Genomic DNA, 20,742 nt, shown 5'->3' on the forward strand with positions numbered 1-20,742 from the left:
GGCAGGCAGACTGGTCTTATCAATACATACCCATGAAAATATAGGGGAAACCCCCATACCAAAAAAAGAATTATCTCTACTGACAAAATATACCTTCACCCATTGCAATCATTACCGGCATAACATATCTTAAATTTAAGATCAGGGGGAAATACACAATGGCCCGAAATTCTGAACGAAGGTGGCTCGACAAATGGAAAAACAAATACCCTGAGAAATTCGCTCCCGAAGAGGATATCTTCAGCAATATCCATCGCGGCGACCGCATTTTTATCAGCACCGCGTGCGGCGAACCCCAGTACCTCATCAAGGCCCTGAGTAACTATGTTGATTCCAATCCCAAGGCATTCGCCGAAACTGAGGTCATGCATGTATGGTCCCTGGGTGTGGCGCCCTACTCCGATGAAAAGTTCAGCTATAACTTCAGGCATAATTCGTTTTTCGTGGCCGATGCCACCAGAGATTCCGTGAACGCCGGCATGGCGGATTACACTCCCATTTTTCTCTCCAATATACCTGGCCTTATAAACAGCGGCCGAATCACCATTGACGTGGCCCTCATTCAGACATCCCCGCCCGATGAACATGGCCTCGTGAGCCTGGGCATAAGCGTGGATATCACCAAGTCGGCCATCGAAAACGCCAGAATAATTATTGCGCAGATCAATGAAAACATGCCCAGGGTCCACGGGGACACTTTTCTCGACATGAGAGCCATTGATTACATAGTCCCCTTTGACGAGGAGCTCCTGGAGTACAACCCCCGGGTTCCGGGAGACGTGGCACAGGAGATAGGCCGCTATGTATCAAAACTTATCAATGACGGTGACACCATTCAGCTGGGGTACGGCAGCTTGCCCAACGCCATTCTTAATAATCTTGCAGTTAAAAAAAACCTGGGAGTCCATTCAGAGTTGCTCACGGACTCCATGGTGGAACTGATTCAACAGGGCGTAATCAATAACTCCCGTAAATCCCTTAACAGGGGCAAGACCGTGGCATCGTTCTGCATGGCGTCGCGGAAAACCTATGAATTTCTCAACGACAATCCCCTTATCGAATTCAGGCCCATTGACTATACGAATAATCCCCTGAATATCGCTCAGCTGGATAACATGACTGCCATCAACGCCGCACTGCAGATAGACCTGACAGGCCAGTCCACATCGGAGTCCATCAACAGCACATTCTACAGCGGCATCGGCGGGCATGCCGATTTCATGCGCGGAGCGATCCTGGCTCCCGGCGGAAAGACCATCTTGGTCCTCCAGTCAACGGCCAGAAACGGCGAGGTTTCCCGTATTGTTCCTTTCCTGGACAGCGGCGCCGGCGTGACACTTAACAGGGGCGATATCCGCTACGTGGTAACGGAGTTTGGCATTGCCTACATCCACGGTAAAAATATCCGCGAGCGCGCCATGGACCTTATAGCCATAGCACATCCGAAATTCCGGCCCTGGCTTATCGATGAAGCAAAACGTCTCAGGATCATTTACCATGATCAGGCCTTCATTCCAGGGAAAAAAGGCGAATATCCCGAACATCTTGAGACCATCAGGACAACGCGTTCGGGGATGCAGATCAATCTGCGCCCCGTAAAAATGAACGATGAACCCCTTATCAAGGATTTCTTTTATGCCCTGTCCGACAAAAGCCTGCAGCGCCGGTTCATGACCATACGCAGGGACGTCCCCCACAAGATGAGGCAGGAATTTGTTATCATCGACTACACTATTGAGATGACTATTCTTGCCACGCTGGAAAGTGCGGGAAAGGAAATCGTCGTCGGGCTTGGACAGACCATCAATGAAGAACACACGCACACGGCCGAGGTGGCCTTTGCCGTCAGGGATGACTTTCAGAACAACGGCATCGGTACGGAACTCCTGAATTATCTCACCGTACTCGCCAAGAAAGAAGGGCTACTGGGCTTTACCGCCGACGTCCTGACCGAAAACAGGCCTATGCTCCATGTCTTTGAAAACCATTTTCCCGCCCTGGAGAAAAAAATTGAGGACGGCGTATATAACCTCACCATGCGTTTCATGGAAAACCGCGTATCCAGGCGAGAGCAGATGCTTTCGGCTGTCTGATGTACCGTCCGGAGGAGGGACCATGGATTCAATGAACACCATGAAATATATGTTTGAACCGTCAAGCGTTGCCGTTATCGGAGCATCCGCACAGCCCGGGAAAATCGGGTATAGCGTTGTCCGTAACCTCAAAGAGGGCGGTTTCGGGGGGAACATATATCCCATTAATCCACGGGGCGGGGAAATTATCGGCATTAAATCCTATGCAGATATAAGCGATGTCGCAGGCCCCATTGACGTTGCTTCCATATGTGTGCCTGCACGATTGGTCTTCGATGCCGTTAAGGCATGCGCCGATAAAGGCGTCAAAATAGTCCAGATCATAAGCTCGGGTTTTTCCGAAATAGGAGAATTCGAGATGGAAGAGCGCATCACCGCCTATGCCCGGGACAAGGGGACGCGGGTACTGGGTCCCAACATTTTCGGCGCCTACTCCGGTGCGGCCAACTGCAATGCCACCTTTTCCGCGACAAAAATAGTCCATGGCAACGTTGCCATATTGACACAGAGCGGTGCCCTGGGAATCGCCATGATAGGAAAGACCGCCGTGACCGGCATGGGCCTTTCAGCCATGGTATCCCTGGGAAATAAGGCCGATATAGACGAGGCCGATTGTCTCAGCTACGTCGTATCGGACAGCAACACCAGGGTTATTCTCATATATATTGAAGGCATTAAAAAAGGAGAACGATTCATCGAGGCCCTGAAAAATGCCACGGCTATAAAGCCCGTGATCATTCTGAAGTCGGGGCGATCCAAAAGGGGGGCCATGGCCGCCGCGTCCCATACCGGTTCACTCGCCGGTTCCGACGAGATATTCGACGCCATCGTTCGGCAATGCGGAGCGCTCCGGGCCGAGAGTCTGGAGGAGGCCTTCAACTGGTGCAAATTTCTTGCCAGTTCCCCGCTTCCCCGGGGAGACAACTGCGTCATCGTTACCAACGGCGGCGGTATCGGAGTTATGGCCACCGACGCCTGCGAGAAATACGGCATCGATCTCTTCGACGACCAGGAAACGCTTAAAAGCGTATTTGAGGACTCAACACCGGCCTTCGGTTCCACCAAAAATCCCATTGATATTACAGGCGGAGCAGCATCGGCGGAGTATACCGCAGCGCTCAGCGCTCCGGCGGAACACGATGCCATTCACAGCACCATCGCCCTGTACTGTGAAACGGCCACATTCGATTCGGAAAATCTCACCCCCATGATTCGCGGCACCTATAAAAAGCACCTGGCTTCGGGAAAACCCGCCGTGTATGCCCTGGTGGGCGGTTCGGCAATAGATGAGTCTATGCGTGCGCTGAAACAGGAAAATATCCCCGTTTACAGCGATGTGGACCAGGCCGTATCCTCCCTGTCCGTTTCCTATCGCTACCGTCACTATCTGGCGGAACGCAGTGATACCGTTGACTGGGCCCATGTCAACACGTCCAGGATCGATCAGATAATAAACGGAGTCCGGCATGACGGGCGTAGTTTTCTTCTCTCCGATGAAGGAGCAGCGGTCATGCAGTCGGCCGAAATTCCCATTCCCTCGAGCAGGATAGCCCATAACCTGGATCAGGCCGTCAACTTTGCCGATGACCTGGGATATCCCCTGGTCATGAAGGTGGTGTCACGGGACATCCTTCATAAAAGTGATGCCGGGGGTGTGGCCCTGAATCTGCTCGCCAGGAATGAAGTCATCGACGCTTATGAAGCCATAATCCAGAACTGTAAAAACTACAATGCCGCGGCCAGGATCGACGGCATCGAGGTGACACAGATGGTCCAGGCCGGGACCGAGCTTATCATCGGCGCTCGCCGGGACCCCTCTTTCGGGCCCGTTGTCATGTGCGGACTGGGAGGCATCTACGTAGAGATCATGAAAGATGTTGTATTCAGGGCCCTGCCCCTGAACAGGCGGGAGATACGGTCCATGCTGGAGGATATCAAATCCTTTCCGCTTCTCATGGGCGTCCGGGGAGAGGCACAGAAAGATATTGACTCCATCATCGACGCCATACTGAAAGTGGGAACCATCCTTTACCGTTGTCCCGGAATCACCGATATAGAAATTAATCCGGTCATGGTCTATGAACAGAATAAAGGATTAAAGGCCGTTGACACCCGTATATTAATCAGCAACGCAAAGGAGGAGCATCTATGAAGACCATAACCATCGCATCGGCGCGGGAAGGAGCGGGTAAAACCAGCATAATAGTAGGACTTGCCACATCCCTGGGGAAAGCGTACGGCTACATGAAACCCTTTGGAGACCGCCTGATATACAAAAGGAAAAGGAACTGGGACTATGATGCCAACCTGATGGTAAATATTCTGGGAATAGATGAAGACCCCGAAACCATTTCCCTGGGTTTCAACCATTCCAAGCTGAAATATGTCTATGATGAAGCCCGCATGAAGGAAACCGTCGTTTCCATGGCCGCGAACATCGGGAAGGGCAAGGATCTCCTCTTCGTGGAAGGGGGGCGCGACCTGACTTACGGCGCCTCGGTGCACCTCGATTCCCTGTCCATTCACCAGTACGTGGGTGGGAAACTCATTATCGTTTATAGCGGCGACGACGACCAGATCCTCGACGATATCACCCACCTTCATTCAAATATCAACCTGAAGGACGTGGATTTCGCCGGTATCATCATCAACAATGTTCATGATGTGGACGACTTCGAAAATTCCCACAGCAAGGTCATCACGGACATGGGCATCCCCATTCTCGGTATAATACCATTCAGGGAACAGCTTACCTATTTTTCCGTAAATTTTCTTTCGGAAAAACTGTTCGCAAAGGTCATAGCCGGGGAAAAGGGACTCAGCAACATCGTAAAAAACATATTTGTCGGGGCCATGTCCACGGGCGAATCACTGAGAAATCCACTGTTCAACAAGGAGAACAAGCTTCTCATCACCAGTGGTGATCGGAGTGATATGATCCTGGCCGCTCTGGAAAGCGATACGGTGGGAATAGTTTTAACGAACAATCTTCTTCCGCCGTCAAATATCATCGCCAGGGCCACGGAAAAAAATGTGCCGCTGCTTCTGGTCTCAACCGACACTTTCCAGGTTTCAAAGCAAATCGACAGGATGGAGGCCCTGCTTACCCCCGACAACGAGGAACGTATAAAATTTATTTCACAGCTCGTTACCAAATATGTCAGGGTTGAGGATATAATCGGATAATCGTTAATTCATTTTTCAGGAGAAGAGGCATGCTTAAAAATGCGAATATTCTGTTCAATTCATTCGTCCGACTGATAGAAGAGGAGCACCAGGAAATAACCGAGCGTTTCATGAATGATCTCATCAAAAATGCCGATACCTCCGCTTATCGGAGCCTGAATCGGGACCATGTCTATGAGGGCAGTGATGTCGTATACCGCGATCTTTCCAAGTTCATTGCCAAGGCATACCCCAAGGACAAAATAAAAGAGCACTATATAAAACTGGGGAAGGAGCGTTTCAACCAGGGCATACCCTTCCCGCAGGTGCAGAAGGCCCTTGTTCTTCAGAAAAGACATCTCTGGCTCTTTGTTATGGACAAACTCTATAACGACCTGACCAGTTACAAGGAAGCGGTGGACCTGAACAATCGGGTTGTTCTCTTTTTCGACCGGGCGACAAATTATATGCTCAGAGGATATGAAGATATGTACAAGGGATTACGTATTTGACTGAAATCCCTTGTGTAATGAAATATCATGCGGCTGATATATGGTTTATAAAAAAAATAATAATCGCTTCCGTGTCCTCATCGTTGAAAACAACGCAGTTTTCCGCAGGGGCCTGGAACAACTGCTCAATCACGAGCATGACATCATAGTCTACGGGTATGCCGATTCTACATTGAAGGCCCTCCAGCTCATAGAGCAGACAAGGCCCGATCTTGTCATCGCCGACATATCCCTGAAGGATGGAAGCGGAATAAAGCTTATCCGCGAAATCCGCAGAGCCTGCCCCGAAATCCCCGTCCTGGTGCTCTCCATGCACGATGAATCGGTATATGCTAAACTGGCACTCCAGGCCGGAGCCACGGGCTATATGTCAACACAACAGTCCCCGGAGACAATAATAGAGGTGGTTCATAAAATTCTGCATGGTGACACCGAAATTGACGAACTCCTGACAGATCATTTCAGCAGCTTGACCACCCCCCTGGATCATTGATAGTATCACTCTCAAACCACCCAAGATATAAGGAAACCTCCATAAAACACTATTTGGCCGAGACCTTTTAGCCCATCCTGAACAACTTCAAGTGAACTTTAATTTTTTTATTTTCCCCTGCAAAAAATCTTGACAGTATCATAAACAAAGTTAACTATTGTAAACATTGTTTATGATATAAATTAATGTTCATATCCAATATGTTATTTATAAAAGGTGGGCACACATGGAAAAATTTTTCAGTCCGGAATCAATAGCTATTATCGGCGCCTCCAATGGGACTTTTAACCTGGGAGCCACCATTTGCCAATCCCTGAAGGAATATCTGAAATATAGTGGCAGGGTTTATGCCGTTAACAGGAAGGGCGAGGATGTAAAGGGATGCCAGGGATTCCCTTCAGTCATGGACCTTCCGGAAGCGGCAGACCTGGCAATCATCATAACACCAGCGCAGGTAGTGCCCCAGTTTATGAAGGAATGCGGTGAAAAGGGTATCCGGCGTGTCATCATTGAAAGTGCGGGATTTTCCGAGGAAGGTGATTCGGGAACCATCCTCCAGGAGCAGATGAATGAGATTGCCCGTTCATATAACATGCGCTTCCTGGGCCCCAACTGTCTCGGGACACTCGACACGAAGAGTCATTTCTGCAGTTTTTATGGTGTCAACCACATCATGATCGATATGATAAACGAGTTAAACAGCCGCGATGGCACGATTTCATATATCATCCAAAGCGGAGGCGTCGGCGTCCTGGTCCTTGAATCCTGCGTGACCGACGTGATAAGCGTCAATAAAATGGTCAGCATCGGGAATAAATCGGACATCGATGAATCGGACCTTATCGAATACTTCTCGCACGACGACACACAGGTAATCTGCATGTACCTGGAGAATATCAAGGACGGACGCAAACTCATGGACACCGCCCGTAACGCCGGTAAACCGGTAATAGCCTTCAAGGTGGGCAGAACCGAAGCCGGTTCAAAGGCTGCCATGTCGCACACAGCGGGCATGGCAAACAATGATGCTGTTTTCGACAAGGCCTGCCGCCAGTCCGGCATTATCCGCGCCCGGTCCATAACCGAACTGCATTCACTTCCGAAAATATTTACCACTATGCCCCCTCTCAGGGGAAAAAATATCGCTCTCTTTACCAACTCAGGAGCCTTCGGCGGCATCACCGCGGACCTCCTGACCGAGGCGGGTCTGTCCCTCGTCCAGTTCTCTCCTGAAACGCAGGAGAAGTTAAAAAAAACCGGTCAGACATTCAACGTGAAGAATCCCGTAGATATAGGCCCTGCCCTTCCCAAGACCTATCTGGATATATTTGAGATACTCCTCTCGGCAAAGGAAGTCGATGCAATATTGCCCCTGGCCAGCATCTGGCAGACATTTGTCATTGACGTTCTGCTGGAACTGCAGAAAATGTGTCAACATTATCAAAAACCGGCGGCCATATATTGCCCCAATGCGACTGGGAAAATACTGGCGGTTCGGAAAGAGCATCAGTTGGCGCTCTTTGAATCACCGGAAGAGGCTGTAAGGGCCCTTGCCGTGTCATATCAATATACCGATTTTATCAACAGAAGGAGCCCCGTTTATGAAGAAAATATTGCAGAATGCAATTCAGAACAACCAGAAAGCACTCTCCGAATATGAATCAAAACTGGTGATCCGCGAGGCCGGAATAGCCATTACCACGGAATACCTGGCTCAAACCAGGGAAGAGGCGGTTGCCCGGGCCTCTGCCATGGGATACCCCGTTGTTCTGAAAGGATGCTCCCATACGCTCATGCATAAGACAGAATCCGGCATGGTCATGCTGAATCTGAGCAGTGATGATGATGTGGCCCGCGCCTATGATGATATTATCAACCGCAGTCCCTCGCTGGAAGGAGTGCTGGTCCAGGAAATGATAAAGGGAAACCGGGAATTTGTCATCGGTATGACAAGGGATCCCAATTTCGGTCCCTGCATTATGTTCGGCCTGGGAGGAATCTTCACGGAAGTCCTGAAGGACATATCCTTCAGAATCGCCCCTCTCACCCATGATGATGCCCTGGAGATGATCAATGAACTGAAGACACGGGAACTGCTCGATGAATTCCGCGGCAGTCCCGCCGTTGACAAGGAAGCCCTGGCTCAGGCACTGGTGGGATTGGGCAATCTTGCCTGCGAACATGATGAGATTGCCGAAATAGACATCAATCCCCTTATCATTGCCGGTAACAGGCCCGTTGCCGTTGATGCCCTGGTTATTCTGAAAAACGCGAAAGGGCAGGACTAATACGCAAGGAGGGGACTCAACGCTCCTTCAAGAGGGATCTGATGCGATTACTGAGGTCCGTCATATCATGGATGGGTTTAAAAAATATATGCTCATCCGATATCCCAAGGTCGGCCAGTTCAGTAGAAATGGTATAATCGACGGCACCGGTATGTATGAGACAGAGCAGACAGGAGTCTATCGCCAGAGCTTTCTTGATAAGCTTGTCGCCATCCATATCATTAAGAGTCATATCTACAACGGCGGCGTCGTAGGAATTTGCCCTGATCTTTTCCAGGGCCTCCGAGCCGCTCTGCGCTATCTCTACGGTAAAATCCTCATCTTCGAGGAAATCTCTCAGTATGTTGCTCACCATTTTCTCATCATCAATGACGAGGACCTTGATTTCACCTTCACTCATAGTTATTCCTTGTAGATAATTTTACTACCTGTTCTGCTTTTAATGCAAGAATATTTTTCCCGGCAGGTGATAAAAAATCCAGTTGGTCGGAAAGTTCAGGGCTGGCAAAAAAATATCAGCGAAACTCTTTACGAGTTGTAACAAAGTTAATTTCAGCTGCGATTAACCGAGCCCTGTGAAAGTGCTTCATAATAGACATATTCCAGTTTTTCTATTGATTTTTCAATTCGGTACCTTTTGGAAAGCTCAAAGTAATCTTTGGAAGCCTTTGCCAGCTCATTCCGGTGTTCAAACCAGTAGTCAATCTGATCAGCCAGGTCCCTGGAATTGCCACTGGAAAAAATGAATGCGTCATTGAGGGCGAACTGTTGCGCCGCGCTTATTTTTGAATCACCGATAAGTACGGGAAGGCCGCAGGCAATAGCCTCAAGCACGGTAAGAGACTCCAGTTCGACTTCGGAGGTATGGACATAGAGGTCGGCCATATTATAATATTTTATCAAATCGGCATGAGACACATAACCGATTATGGGCCTTACGGGCATTGCTTTTCCCTGTTCAATCAGCTGCCCTATAAGGGGCCCTTTTCCTGCCAGGACGAGTTGTATGTATTCCCTGTGCCTGGACTTCATGATTGCTTCCATGATCAGGTTATGTCGTTTTTCCCTGGCCAGCCTTCCCACTGAATATATGATAAATTTATCCTTGAGCGAATCATCCTTTTTTATTTTCACCGGCCGGAATTCCGGCATTATGCCATTCGATATGACAAAGCTGGGAGTTGTAAGGCCGAAATTTTTTAGTTCACTTTCAGCAAACTTACTGGGACATATTACCGCCTCCACCTTATTATACATTCTTTTCAGAAAAAACCGGTATAGTATTTTAAGAAAATACTCGGACCTTATCCCCAGACTGTAAATCATGTTCTCGGGCTGGACATGAAACGAAGCGACAACAGGGATGCCCATTTTCCGGGCAATGGACAGAGCTCGTATGCCAAGATAAAAGGGAAACTGTATGTGAATAACATCAGCACCGGTAAAGGCCTTTTCGAGAAGCTCCCGTTTCGGCCATGCGAAGGGAAAGCCGGTCTTCTCCATAATGCTTCGAATACCCGGTATGGGAACGTAAAAAGAGGGGAGAACAACCTTGCCCGGCAGTTCTTTTCCTGTGGACAGAACCGTTACCTCATGTTTTTTTCGCAGCAGATTAACGAAACGCTCCGTGGAAACCATGGCGCCGTTCCGGGAGCCGTCATAAACATCGGCAACCATTACTATTTTCAGCCGGCGTTCTTTACCCATAACCGATCCCCCTTTCTAATGCACAAATCTCTAAAGTCTCTTACCGGTAAAATCAGATACTATACAACATCGAACAGCAATCATCGAGATACCGCATGCCGGCCTTTTGACAGATACGTGTTGAGATATATCTCACCCTGCGCATTATATTTGCACCGAGATGATGTTATCTAATGATGCATCAACAATATGCTGTTTCCATCCAGAATATATTCCGGTTTCAATCACTCTCTTTTTTAGGACTCGCATAAATAGTGCCCCGCATGGTGATGCCGAACCTTGATAAAAATCGGGCCATTTTCATTTTCATGTCTTCCGCGATATAATAGAAAGAAGGAATCAGCAAAAGTGTTATAACCGTGGCGAACACCAGACCATAACCGAATGAAAGAGCAAGAGGCGCCACGAAAAAATCTTTTCCGCCAATGCCGTAAATCGTGGGAAAAAGCGCCAGTACTGTCGTCCCGGCAGTCAGCATAACAGGTCGCAGGCGGATAACGCCGGCCTGAATGAGTGCCTCTCTGAGTTCCAACCCTTCGTCGCGCTGATTATTTATAAACTGTACCAATACAAGTGTGTTGCTCACGATGACGCCGGCCAGGCTGAAGATGCCGAGAAAACTGCTGAAGGAAAGCATCTGCCCATGGGCAAGGAACGCCAGAATAACACCGACAAGGGCAAAGGGGATGGCGCTCATGACAACTGCCGGAAGAATAAGCGAATTGAAAAAAGCGGCCAGCAGAATATATATGACCAGAAGGGCGAAAAGGAACAATGTACCCATCTCACCCATCGTCTCGGCCGTATCTTCCTGCTCCCCGCCGTAGGCGATATCATACCCCTTGTATTTCTTGGAAATGCCGGCAAATTTCTCTTTCAGCATGTTATTGACCTGCATTGATGTTATTACATTCATATCAACATTGGCCTGGACCTGAACGATCCGTTTATAATTCAAACGGTTTATCTGCGAATAACCGGGCTGCTGCCGGACACCGGTAACTGCGTCCAGAGGTATAAGTCCTCCCCTGTTATTGGATACTATCACCTCTTTCAGGCTTTTCATTCTTTTCCGCTCATACTCGGGAAAACGAACCCGGACGTCAACGTTTTCTTCACCGATCCGCGTACTGGTTGCAACAGCGCCCTGGTATGACGCGTTAAGCGACATTGCCACATCGTACACGGAAACGCCGGTCTGTGCCGCCATCACTTCCTTGATAAAGTAGCGGTACTCCTGTTTTCCCTCTTCCAGGTCCAGCGTAATATCCCGTACGCCGTTAATCTTGCGTAATTCGGCAATATACTCATCGGATATTTTTTTCAGGACAGAGAAATCCTCTCCCCGTATTTCAACATTGACAGCTTTTCCAGTGGGCGGCCCATGCTCCTGGACATTGAAAAGAATAACCAGGTCCCGATGCAGTAAACCTTTTTTCCTGGCCGCAGCTACACCTTTCCTCAGTTCCGCCTCAATGGCATAGGCATCGCGTTCCCTCTCTTTATCTGGAGTGAGATACACGGTGAAGGTTGATTTATGCGTCCCCTCTCCAGGTTTCGGATCAAGACCGTCTGCTTCTTCGATGCCGACCCGGGCCTTTACACCAATCAATTCATCTTTTGGCAGCCTGAGAATGATTTTTTCCAGTTCCTTCATCTGCCGGAGGTTTGCCTCAAGGTTCGTCCCCTGGTGCATAAAGGTCTTTATCTGCATCTGTTCTGCACCGCCCTTGGGGACAAATACAAAGCCCACTATCTTCAGCAGACCCAAGGATCCTATCAGCAGAACAATAAGAACGGCAACCGTAATATAGCGATGTTTCAGCACCTTTTCCAGTAAATGCTGATACCTGTGCTGCACTTTCCCAAAGAGACCCTTCTCATATACACCGGCCTCATTATCATCGCCGCCTTTTTTATGTATCTCTTCCTTCATGAACATGTTCAGGTGCGTGGGCAGTATGAACATGGCAATAAACCATGAAGCGCCGAGACAGATCATCAGCACCGTGGGTATGGCAAAGATAAATTTCCCCATGAGACCGCTGATAAACAGCAGCGGGGCAAAAGCCGCGGAAATACAGAGAAAGGTCACAGTGACGGGCCAGAAAACTTCGCTGACTCCCTTGAGGATGGCGTCGTAACGGGAAAATCCTAACTCCATGTAGCGGTGACTGTTTTCTGCCACGACAATACTGAAATCAACGATCATGCCCAGTACCATGATAAGGCCGAAGAGGCTGATAACATTTAATGTAATCCCCGTTATCTTCATGCCCATGAAGGCCATCATGAAAGCCAGGGGAATCCCCACGGAAACGATAGCCGAAATCCGTGGCCCCAGCAGGGCCATGAGTATAACTGCCATGATGATGAGACCTATGAAAAAATTCGTAAGTACCGCCGATATCCTGTTGCGCGTCAGCGTGCTCCAGTCATACATGATTTCAATTTTCACATCTTTTGCGTGAGGCGGCGAATATTCGGTCAGCCTTTCCTTAATCTCATCGACGAGCCTGATTTCATCGGCACTGAGTTTTTTCCAGACAAGCAGAGTAACCGCTTCCTTTCCGTTGTACCTTTCACGCACCGTGGCATCCTCAAAAGAGTCTTCCACGTTGCCGATGTCTTTTATGCGGGTCACAAACCCCGCATCATTGGACATCATTACCGTGTTAAGGACCTCATCAACATTCTGAAACTGCCCCTTTGTCCTGAGAACATATTCTTCGTCCCCCACCTTCAGAGTACCCCCGGGCAGGTCCAGGTTTCTTGTTCTCAGTGTATTAATTACCGTATTGATGCCCAGTCTGTACTGCAGGAGTTTTCGCGGATTAACCTCCACAAGGTACTCCCTGTCATAGTAACCGCTGGTTTCCACCTCGGCCACGCCGTCTATATCATAAAGAAAATCCTTCAGGTTATCGGCCGCCTCTCTGATTTCCCGGTAGGGGACATCATCCCTGGCGCCGAAAACAGCGATGTTCACGGCCATTTTCTTATCCAGTTTGATCTCCTTCACCTCGGGCATTTCCGCCTTGTCAGGCAGATTATCCACCATGTCCACGGCATCCTTTATGTCCTGGACAACTCCCGGCTTATCGGAAACCTTGTCATCGATGTAGGCCGCCACAACGGACACATTCTCAATGTTGTAGGTCCGCACCTTGTCCAGGCCGTCCACCTCGCGAAGCTGCTCCTCAATGGGTATCGACACCAGCTGCTCCAGTTCATCGGGCGAACCTCCGGGATAAATGGTGGTAATGGTCACCATGTCAAAATTGACTTCCGGGAATGCCTCACGGTTTATCTTTTTCATCGTCGCAAATCCAGCCAGAATAATAAGGGCAACTACCAGGTTTATGAGCAGCTTCTGATTCATCAGAGAGCCGAATATTTTTTTCATCTATTTTCCTCCACGCAGGTTTAGTTCAGTTACTATTTAGTATCTTTGGGGATGTAATCGTCAACATTGATCTCGTATCTTTCAAAGAGTTCGTTTTTAGCCACTTCGAACTGCAGCATGGAAACATTAAAATAAACCAGGGCCGTAAGCTCCTGCTGGCGGCTGCTCACCATGGCGTCAAGACCGTTCTTCACGTCAGCCGATGAGAGCCTGCCCCGCTGGAGGCTCTGGAGCATCTTGTAGTAAAAGGCCTCGGCCTGTACATGGGCCTCGCTGGCTTTTTTATACAGCTCATGGGCCGTGTTCACCGCTTCCATTTTTGATTTTATATCGTCCCGGACTGTACGCCGCGTCTTGTCAAGGTTGATCTGGGCCTGTTTCATTTTAAAGCGGGCGTTGCGTTCATTGATCACCTGTTCGCGGTCATCGAGAGGATAGGTCATCTTTACCCGGGCCTCAAAAGACGGATATTTGAATGCGGCGGCATCACCGTAGGCCCCGCCGAAATTTTCATTCTGGGCCATGGTGGACATGTTCAACTCGGCGGTGAGCGACGGCATGGCGTCGCGGGAAAGCATCTCCAGTTCAAGCCGCGCATTCTCCACGGCCAGCAGGGCATTTCGGAAGTCTGCTCTTTTCTCATAGGCGGTCTTCAGGGCCGACTCCTCGTCCAGGCCGGGCATCACATTGCCGAAAACGGCCGAACCGGCCACGTTGACATCTTCACCCAGGTTTACCGTGGTGAGAAAGGTGCGCAGGGCATCCTGATATTTCTGCCGCGCCGAAATAACGCTGGCCTCGGCTCCGGCCACGAGCAGGTTAGAATAATTGATATTGAACCCGTCGGCCAGGCCGAGATTGACATTGCGGACAACGATGTTCCGTACTTTCTTCGTTTCCTGAAGCTGCAGCTCGGCGTTATCCAGCTGCGTCTTATTCAGTACCACGGTCCAGTAATCGGCGATGACGCCCACGACCACCATGGAGAGCATGGATACGATCTGGTCCTTCTGCATTTTTCCGGCGTTTTTCAGTATCTGCGCCTGACGCCGTTCATTGTAACCAAAACCGTTCTTCAACAACTCCTGCTGGACGCTGACAAAGAGAACGGGTATATTATACTGGTTTGGGCCCATCATTCCACCGAAAAGAGAAAGCACCTCAAGCTGTGTCGGTGTAAGAAGACTTGGATCATAACTCTGCGGGGTTTTGTCCATATAGGTATGACTGACACCGGCAGCCACTGTGGTGCCCGTATCAAACATTTTCGCCAGAGATACACTGGTGTCAAGGCTCTGATACTTTTCTCCATAGGCAAAGACCTGCGCATCAATATTCTTCTGATACTTGTATCCACCCTCGGCGTTCAGAAAGATTGAGTACTTTTTCTGAAACTGCTCATAGTAGGTATCGCTCATGGCCACGTCGTAACTCCCGGCCAGGATGTCGTAGTTCTGCTGTATGGCCTGGCGGATCGCCTGGGCCAGGGTTATCCTGACACCACCGATCACCACGGCCGGTTCATCGGCCAGCTCCACCGTAGCCGGTTTCATGTTGTTCCCGTTCCGGCCTTCCTTTTCCTGGGCCTTCAGCGCATACGCGTCAAAGAAAAATACCGTGAGTACAATAATAATCAACGTCGATAGTCTGGTGTTCATGATAATTCCTTCCCTGTTTTTTATAAGTATGATTAATATGTGATAGTATAATCTGATACTAATTACGGGATGTACGATTTCTCCGTATCCCTGCTTTATTTCCCTATGATGAGCTCCATCATGGCATCGACCATTTTTTCCGAAATCCCCTCATGCTTCATGATGTCGATGAGCCGGTCTATGTACCGGAGGATTTCCTGCGGCACCTCGGGTATATCCAGGGATCTCCCGCGGGGACAGAGCATCTTGAATATATATTCAAGATAAAAAGAAAGATAATCTTCTTCGCTGATATTGCCATGCATTTCAAAAAGAGTGGGTTTAAACTTTCGTTCAATCTCTATCTGGAAAGATATGGCCATGGCGAAAAGCCCCTGCAGGACCAGGGTGGGATGTTTCGTCTCAAACTCTCCCTTTTCCACGCCCTCGGAGATCAGCTTCAGCACGGCCTTCTGTCGCGGGGCAAGGGACGCCTCATTGATCATTTTCAGGAATTTACCGCCCTCGGCGACCTCCCAGAGCATGATGTCATTTCCTTCCCGATCCGATGCCCTGAGATGTGACATGATGAGCAGGTAGGTGAGGATATACATTTTTTGCGGCGAGGAGAGGTCAATTTTGTCCATGTAGAGCGGGATATCATAATCGGTTTTCGCCAGACCGATCATCCTCTCCAAAATTTCCATATAGAGGGATTCCTTGTTATCGAAATAATAATGAATGAGGGCCTTGTTCACTCCGGCAGTTTCGGCAATGGTAGCCATCCTGGCTCCCTGGAATCCCCGGGCGGCAAACTCCTTCTTGGCAGCCAGAAGAATATGCTCCCTGGCTTCCCGATCTTCCTTTTTAGGATACTTCATGTATTTTACCTTTTCAGTTAAACATTTTAACTTTACGGTTAATATATTTAACTTTATGGTTAAAGTCAATAACAGGCATGCTTTTTTAATAAAATACAGGAAAAAATGACAAGAAAAACGCTGATACGATAAAAAGAAAGTATCCGGCTATTTCCGGCTAAGGGGGAGTCCGATGATAAAGGTGGTCCCGAACCCTTTTCGGGAGACAACCTCAATACTCCCCTTATGGTTCCCCGTAATGATGAAATAGGCCACGGACAGACCCAGGCCCGTTCCCTCGCCCACGGGCTTTGTCGTGTAGAAAGGCTCAAAAACATGACGGGACATATCCTCATCCATGCCAGGTCCGTTATCAGCAATGGTTATGACAGCTCTGTCCCCCGAAAATGCCGTAGAGATAGTGATACGGGGATGTCCGCCCTCCTCCGCCATACCGCTTATAGCCTGGGCCGCATTTTTCAACAGGTTGAGCAAAACCTGTTCCATCTCCGTTTTCTGGATATACAATTCCGGAAGTTCCTCATAATAATTACGAACGATCTCAATATGCCGGAAATCATATTTCCTTTTCAGATCATAGTCCTTTTCCGCCAGAGTGATAGCCTCATCGATCACGGAATTAATATTGCATGATGAAAATTCCTGTCGGGTCTTCCGGCTGAAATTGAGCATATTGGCGATGATATCTCCAGCCCGGCCCCCGGCCTCCTCAATGCTTCTGAGATAATAGGTGATCCTTCTCTCCTCCATGTACCGGCCGACCAGTCCCAGATCAAGGCCCATCTCTTCGGCGATATTCCTGTTTTTTTCCTGCTCCGGGGAAAAACGGCGTATAGTATTCTGCACGCCCTGGAGAATAATCCCCAGCGGGTTGTTGATCTCATGGGCCATGCCCGCGGCAAGGCCGCCCACGGTCATCATCTTCTCATTCTGGATCAGCACGGCCTCGGCCCTTTTTCTTTCCGTGATATCGATGATGACGCCCCGGAACCCCTTTTGACTGCCATCGCGCATAATGGTGCGTGTATAGATAAGGACCGGAATGGTTGTACCGTCCCTGCGCATAACCGTATAGTCATGGGGATGTACATCGCTGCTGGAAAGTATGCTGATAAAATTTTCAGCGGCCTTTTTTCTATCTTCCGGAACCAGCAGATCCAGGGCATTCATGCCCCGTTTCAAATCATCGGACGTATAACCCGTCATGTCATAACCGAACTCATTGACATACGTCAGCTTTCCATTTAATTCCATTTCATATACCGCCTGAGGGAGCATGCCGGTCATTTCACTGAAACGCTGTTCTTCAGCTTCAAGGCTTCGGTAGGCAGTCATCAGCTCCTCGTTCTGTGCCTCGAATTCCTCGTTCGTAGCTACCAGTTCCTCGTTTGCTGCCATGAGTTCACTGTTCTGCTCCCTGACCTGGGCCTCCGATTTTTCCAGATTTTTTTTCAATATGTTCAATTTATCAGCCAGACCCAGGGAGGAAAAAAATATTACCCCTGAAAGGGTGAATTCAATACCGTAAAGCTTTAAAAAATTGCCTTCTGTGAATCCTAAAGTTATTAAAATACCATGTATGCTGATAACGAAAATCGGTACAAATCCGGCCATTAAGAAATAAGCCTGCCTGACTTTTTTTAAAGCGGCCCTTACCATGATTATTACTATCAACAGTATTTCCAGCAGAAAGATATATAATACGGCTTGCATTATGATATCCACGGGAAGGAATAGTGACAGTATCATCATCACAAAGGCAGGGATCTGTATTATCCATACAATGAGCCTGTCCATTTTTGGAAAAAGTTTTTTACTCCCCAGAAATAGCCGGTAAAACTGAGTCCCGGAAAGAATCATCACGGCCCATAAAAAAGGCATGGCGATATTGATCCATTTCCCGCCTGACGGAAAAAAATACTGGGCTCCGAATCCCCTAATGATGAACTGCTCCATGCCTGTGACCGAGGCAGGGATAATAAAAAGCAAATAGATCCGTTCCTGTGTTGAAAAATAAATGAAAATATTATACAGAACAAGTAATAGAAACCATCCCCAGACTATCCAGTATACCGATAGTATTTTACCCAGTGTGTCCAGATAAAATTCCGGCGTCTTCAGGAGGAAGGAATATTTATGAGAGCCAAGAGTTTGTATGCGCACATATATGCTCTGATATGTTTTATTCTCGGGAATGGTAAAGATAAAATTCCTGTCGGGAATGTCCCTGTTTTTGAAGGGGATCATATCTCCCGCCTCTTTATGAATCCAGCCCCCTTTTCCGTCGGGAATATACAGATCGATGTAATCAACAGTGGGGAAATCAATCTCAAGATAGATACCCCCGTCCCGGGGCATTCGGTTTTCGAGCGTAAAGGTGTACCAAAAGGCTGAACGGGAATAACCGAAACGGGTGGTGTTTACATTTAATGCCCGCCAGTCCTTGTTTCGGGCCGTAATATCATCAATTGTAAGGGTCCCGCCATGGTCCTCAAAGTAGCGGATTTTAGGAGTGATATTTATAAAGGAAAATGTTTCATCAAGCAGAATCGTTTCCACGGATAATCTTTCTGCATATCCGGCAATTGAAATGAGAAAGATCGTAGTAAAAAATACTATTTTCCCATGGACTGATTTCATATCACCTTTTTCATATATGTCATTGTGAAATACATGCAATTTACAGTATAAATAACTTCTATTAGAATTGTCCCATACACACCGGTAGATGTCAATAGAGGTAAACATGGTTCAGAATTTTTTAATAGAATGGAGCAAAAAGAAAAGCCCCTTTCATCAGGGGCTTTTCTTTCTATTGCAATAATTTAGTTATTATATCTTCTCAATCTCATCGAGAAAACCGGCGACAGGATGGGCACCGGTCAATTCATGTGTTTCATTGATAATAATTTTCGGCACGCCGCTGACATTGTACTTGTTGGCCAGATGGGGGAAAGTGGAAGCCTCCACCATATCGGCTGTTATTTTATCATTCTCCAGGGCAAGCCGGTGCGCCGTGCTCACCGCCTGCGGACAGTAGGGGCATCCCAGGGACACGAACACCTGAATATGAATATCTTTTTTTATTTTCCCTATGCGGTCCTTTATTCCCACGGGAAGTTCTTCACCATGGCCCGACACCTCAAGTATACTCTGCATGAAGGAATTGATTTCATATCCACCCGGCAGGCCGTAAAACCGGATGCCTCTATCCTTATTATCAGCATAGAGAAGAACAATAGCCGGGATCTTATCAACACCGTAGGACTTCACTTTATCCCCATCCTTCTGGAAATCATATACGGTGAGGCTCAGCTTATCGGAAAGACCTGTGATTTCCTCGACAAACTGCCGGGTGTCGCTGCAGGAACCGCATTCGAATTCCTGCGTCACAAAAACCAGGTTGACCCGTTCCTTCATCTGTCCGAGAACCTGTTTCAGCTGATCCTGAATTTTCTGATCGAATAATGCCATGGTGGAACCTCCCGTTACTTTTCATTTTTTCCATGATAGCGCCTTTTCATCATCATGAAATACGCTTATTCCCCTTTCAAAACATAATCGCAGGCCGACAGGGCCGCCTTGGCCCCCTCGCCGGCGGCGATGATAATCTGCTTGAAGGGGACCGATGTCACATCCCCGGCGGCGAATATTCCGGGAACACTGGTCCGGCAGGCGCAGTCAATGCTGATCTCGCCCGCTTCATTGAGCTCCACTGTTCCTTTCAGAAATCCGCTGTTGGGGATGAGTCCGATTTCAACAAAAATACCGTCGGCATTTATATCCTTCCCGGCTCCGCTCTTCCTTTTCCGCACAACAACCGTATTAACGCTTGCGTCTCCCTTTATTTCCGTCACCTCATGCTCATAGATAATATCAACGTTTGAGAATTCATTCAACCTTTCAATGAGAATCTTATCCCCCGTGAGAGTATCAAGAAACTGAACAATGGTGACATGGGTGGCAAGCCTGGCCAGATCGATGGCCGCTTCAATGCCGCTGTTGCCGCCTCCCACCACCACGACCTTTTTTCCGGCAAAAAAAGGCGCGTCACAGGTTGTGCAATACGCCACGCCACGACCCGTAAATTCCTTTTCGCCGGGAACACCGAGCCTGCGCCATGATTTTCCCGTCGTGACAATAACCGCTTTCGCCTGAAACAGGCGGCCGTCTTCCAGGTGTATCTTTTTCACGGGTCCCCCTTCCAGGGACTGAACGGTTGCACCCGTCTCGAAGCCGATGCTGAACTCCTGCACCTGTCCCTGGAACTTGTCGACCAGTTCAACACCGCTGATGTACCGGTATCCCATGTAATTTTCCACGCCGGCAGTCTCGGCAACCTGTCCCCCCAGATCCCTGATGATAATGCCGGTCTTCAGGCCCTTGCGCATACAGTACACCGCTGCCGTAAGACCGGCAGGACCGCCCCCCAGGATGATTATATCATACACTACTGACGGGTCCATGGAAACGAACTGTTTGGTATCAGTAAAGGCTCCCAGGCTCAGGTTGAAATCCATGACAGCACTCTCCAAATTAAATAATTGAGATTCACAAATC

General features: G+C 48.6%; 15 protein-coding genes. 7 read left to right on the forward strand and 8 right to left on the reverse strand.

Annotated elements, in window-relative coordinates:
- Positions 1-158 precede the first annotated feature (158 nt).
- The 7 genes from CVV44_07175 to CVV44_07205 all read left to right on the forward strand — a co-directional run bounded on the left by CVV44_07175 (position 159) and on the right by CVV44_07205 (position 8,551).
- A complete protein-coding gene (locus CVV44_07175) occupies positions 159-2,093 on the forward strand; it encodes an acetyl-CoA hydrolase (GenBank protein PKL39993.1) in 1,935 nt (644 codons plus the stop codon).
- Positions 1,972-4,245 carry a CoA-binding protein gene (locus CVV44_07180; protein ID PKL39994.1) on the forward strand — a complete coding sequence of 758 codons (2,274 nt, stop codon included), beginning with the start codon at positions 1,972-1,974 and terminating at the stop codon, positions 4,243-4,245. Before CVV44_07175 ends, CVV44_07180 begins: the two co-directional genes overlap by 122 nt.
- A complete protein-coding gene (locus tag CVV44_07185; protein PKL39995.1) occupies positions 4,242-5,279 on the forward strand; it encodes a hypothetical protein in 1,038 nt (345 codons plus the stop codon). The genes CVV44_07180 and CVV44_07185 overlap by 4 nt, the downstream gene beginning before the upstream one ends.
- A 29-nt stretch (positions 5,280-5,308) precedes the next feature.
- Positions 5,309-5,770 (forward strand): hypothetical protein, encoded by a 462-nt coding sequence (locus CVV44_07190; protein PKL39996.1) that lies wholly within the window; start codon positions 5,309-5,311, stop codon positions 5,768-5,770.
- Positions 5,771-5,810: 40 nt separating this feature from the next.
- Complete coding sequence (locus tag CVV44_07195) at positions 5,811-6,263, forward strand: hypothetical protein (protein PKL39997.1); 453 nt, start codon at positions 5,811-5,813, stop codon at positions 6,261-6,263.
- Between the two features lie 226 nt (positions 6,264-6,489).
- Entirely contained in the window at positions 6,490-7,923 is a 1,434-nt protein-coding gene (locus CVV44_07200; protein ID PKL39998.1) for a hypothetical protein, read from the forward strand.
- Positions 7,865-8,551, forward strand: coding sequence for a carboxylate--amine ligase (locus CVV44_07205; protein PKL39999.1), 687 nt, complete (start codon positions 7,865-7,867; stop codon positions 8,549-8,551). Before CVV44_07200 ends, CVV44_07205 begins: the two co-directional genes overlap by 59 nt.
- A gap of 16 nt (positions 8,552-8,567) precedes the next feature.
- Here the strand turns inward: CVV44_07205 and CVV44_07210 are convergent, their stop codons facing one another.
- The 8 genes from CVV44_07210 to CVV44_07245 all read right to left on the reverse strand — a co-directional run bounded on the left by CVV44_07210 (position 8,568) and on the right by CVV44_07245 (position 20,702).
- Positions 8,568-8,951 (reverse strand): two-component system response regulator, encoded by a 384-nt coding sequence (locus CVV44_07210; protein ID PKL40000.1) that lies wholly within the window; start codon positions 8,949-8,951, stop codon positions 8,568-8,570.
- A 152-nt stretch (positions 8,952-9,103) separates the two neighbouring features.
- On the reverse strand, positions 9,104-10,258 hold the full coding sequence (locus tag CVV44_07215) for a glycosyltransferase (GenBank protein PKL40001.1): 1,155 nt from the start codon (positions 10,256-10,258) through the stop codon (positions 9,104-9,106).
- Positions 10,259-10,478: 220 nt separating this feature from the next.
- Positions 10,479-13,664, reverse strand: coding sequence for an AcrB/AcrD/AcrF family protein (locus CVV44_07220; GenBank protein PKL40002.1), 3,186 nt, complete (start codon positions 13,662-13,664; stop codon positions 10,479-10,481).
- 32 nt (positions 13,665-13,696) lie between these two features.
- Positions 13,697-15,322 carry a hypothetical protein gene (locus CVV44_07225; GenBank protein ID PKL40003.1) on the reverse strand — a complete coding sequence of 542 codons (1,626 nt, stop codon included), beginning with the start codon at positions 15,320-15,322 and terminating at the stop codon, positions 13,697-13,699.
- A 95-nt stretch (positions 15,323-15,417) separates the two neighbouring features.
- Positions 15,418-16,182, reverse strand: coding sequence for a hypothetical protein (locus CVV44_07230; GenBank protein ID PKL40004.1), 765 nt, complete (start codon positions 16,180-16,182; stop codon positions 15,418-15,420).
- Between the two features lie 147 nt (positions 16,183-16,329).
- Entirely contained in the window at positions 16,330-18,930 is a 2,601-nt protein-coding gene (locus CVV44_07235; protein PKL40005.1) for a hypothetical protein, read from the reverse strand.
- Between the two features lie 84 nt (positions 18,931-19,014).
- Positions 19,015-19,656, reverse strand: a complete 642-nt coding sequence (locus tag CVV44_07240; GenBank protein PKL40006.1) for a glutaredoxin — start codon at positions 19,654-19,656, stop codon at positions 19,015-19,017.
- Positions 19,657-19,721: 65 nt separating this feature from the next.
- On the reverse strand, positions 19,722-20,702 hold the full coding sequence (locus CVV44_07245; GenBank protein PKL40007.1) for a hypothetical protein: 981 nt from the start codon (positions 20,700-20,702) through the stop codon (positions 19,722-19,724).
- Between the last annotated feature and the right edge of the window lie 40 nt (positions 20,703-20,742).

It is taken from the genome of Spirochaetae bacterium HGW-Spirochaetae-1 (genome assembly GCA_002839375.1).
Classification (GTDB): domain Bacteria; phylum Spirochaetota; class UBA4802; order UBA4802; family UBA5550; genus PGXY01.

Bases quoted from the DNA above. Each gene is read 5' to 3' on its own strand.
- CVV44_07175 (PKL39993.1), top strand. From the start codon at position 159: ATGGCCCGAAATTCTGAACGAAGGTGGCTCGACAAATGGAAAAACAAA.
- CVV44_07180 (PKL39994.1), top strand. From the start codon at position 1,972: ATGTCTTTGAAAACCATTTTCCCGCCCTGGAGAAAAAAATTGAGGACG.
- CVV44_07185 (PKL39995.1), top strand. From the start codon at position 4,242: ATGAAGACCATAACCATCGCATCGGCGCGGGAAGGAGCGGGTAAAACC.
- CVV44_07190 (PKL39996.1), top strand. From the start codon at position 5,309: ATGCTTAAAAATGCGAATATTCTGTTCAATTCATTCGTCCGACTGATA.
- CVV44_07195 (PKL39997.1), top strand. From the start codon at position 5,811: ATGGTTTATAAAAAAAATAATAATCGCTTCCGTGTCCTCATCGTTGAA.
- CVV44_07200 (PKL39998.1), top strand. From the start codon at position 6,490: ATGGAAAAATTTTTCAGTCCGGAATCAATAGCTATTATCGGCGCCTCC.
- CVV44_07205 (PKL39999.1), top strand. From the start codon at position 7,865: ATGAAGAAAATATTGCAGAATGCAATTCAGAACAACCAGAAAGCACTC.
- CVV44_07210 (PKL40000.1), bottom strand. From the start codon at position 8,951: ATGAGTGAAGGTGAAATCAAGGTCCTCGTCATTGATGATGAGAAAATG.
- CVV44_07215 (PKL40001.1), bottom strand. From the start codon at position 10,258: ATGGGTAAAGAACGCCGGCTGAAAATAGTAATGGTTGCCGATGTTTAT.
- CVV44_07220 (PKL40002.1), bottom strand. From the start codon at position 13,664: ATGAAAAAAATATTCGGCTCTCTGATGAATCAGAAGCTGCTCATAAAC.
- CVV44_07225 (PKL40003.1), bottom strand. From the start codon at position 15,322: ATGAACACCAGACTATCGACGTTGATTATTATTGTACTCACGGTATTT.
- CVV44_07230 (PKL40004.1), bottom strand. From the start codon at position 16,182: ATGAAGTATCCTAAAAAGGAAGATCGGGAAGCCAGGGAGCATATTCTT.
- CVV44_07235 (PKL40005.1), bottom strand. From the start codon at position 18,930: ATGTTTACCTCTATTGACATCTACCGGTGTGTATGGGACAATTCTAAT.
- CVV44_07240 (PKL40006.1), bottom strand. From the start codon at position 19,656: ATGGCATTATTCGATCAGAAAATTCAGGATCAGCTGAAACAGGTTCTC.
- CVV44_07245 (PKL40007.1), bottom strand. From the start codon at position 20,702: ATGGATTTCAACCTGAGCCTGGGAGCCTTTACTGATACCAAACAGTTC.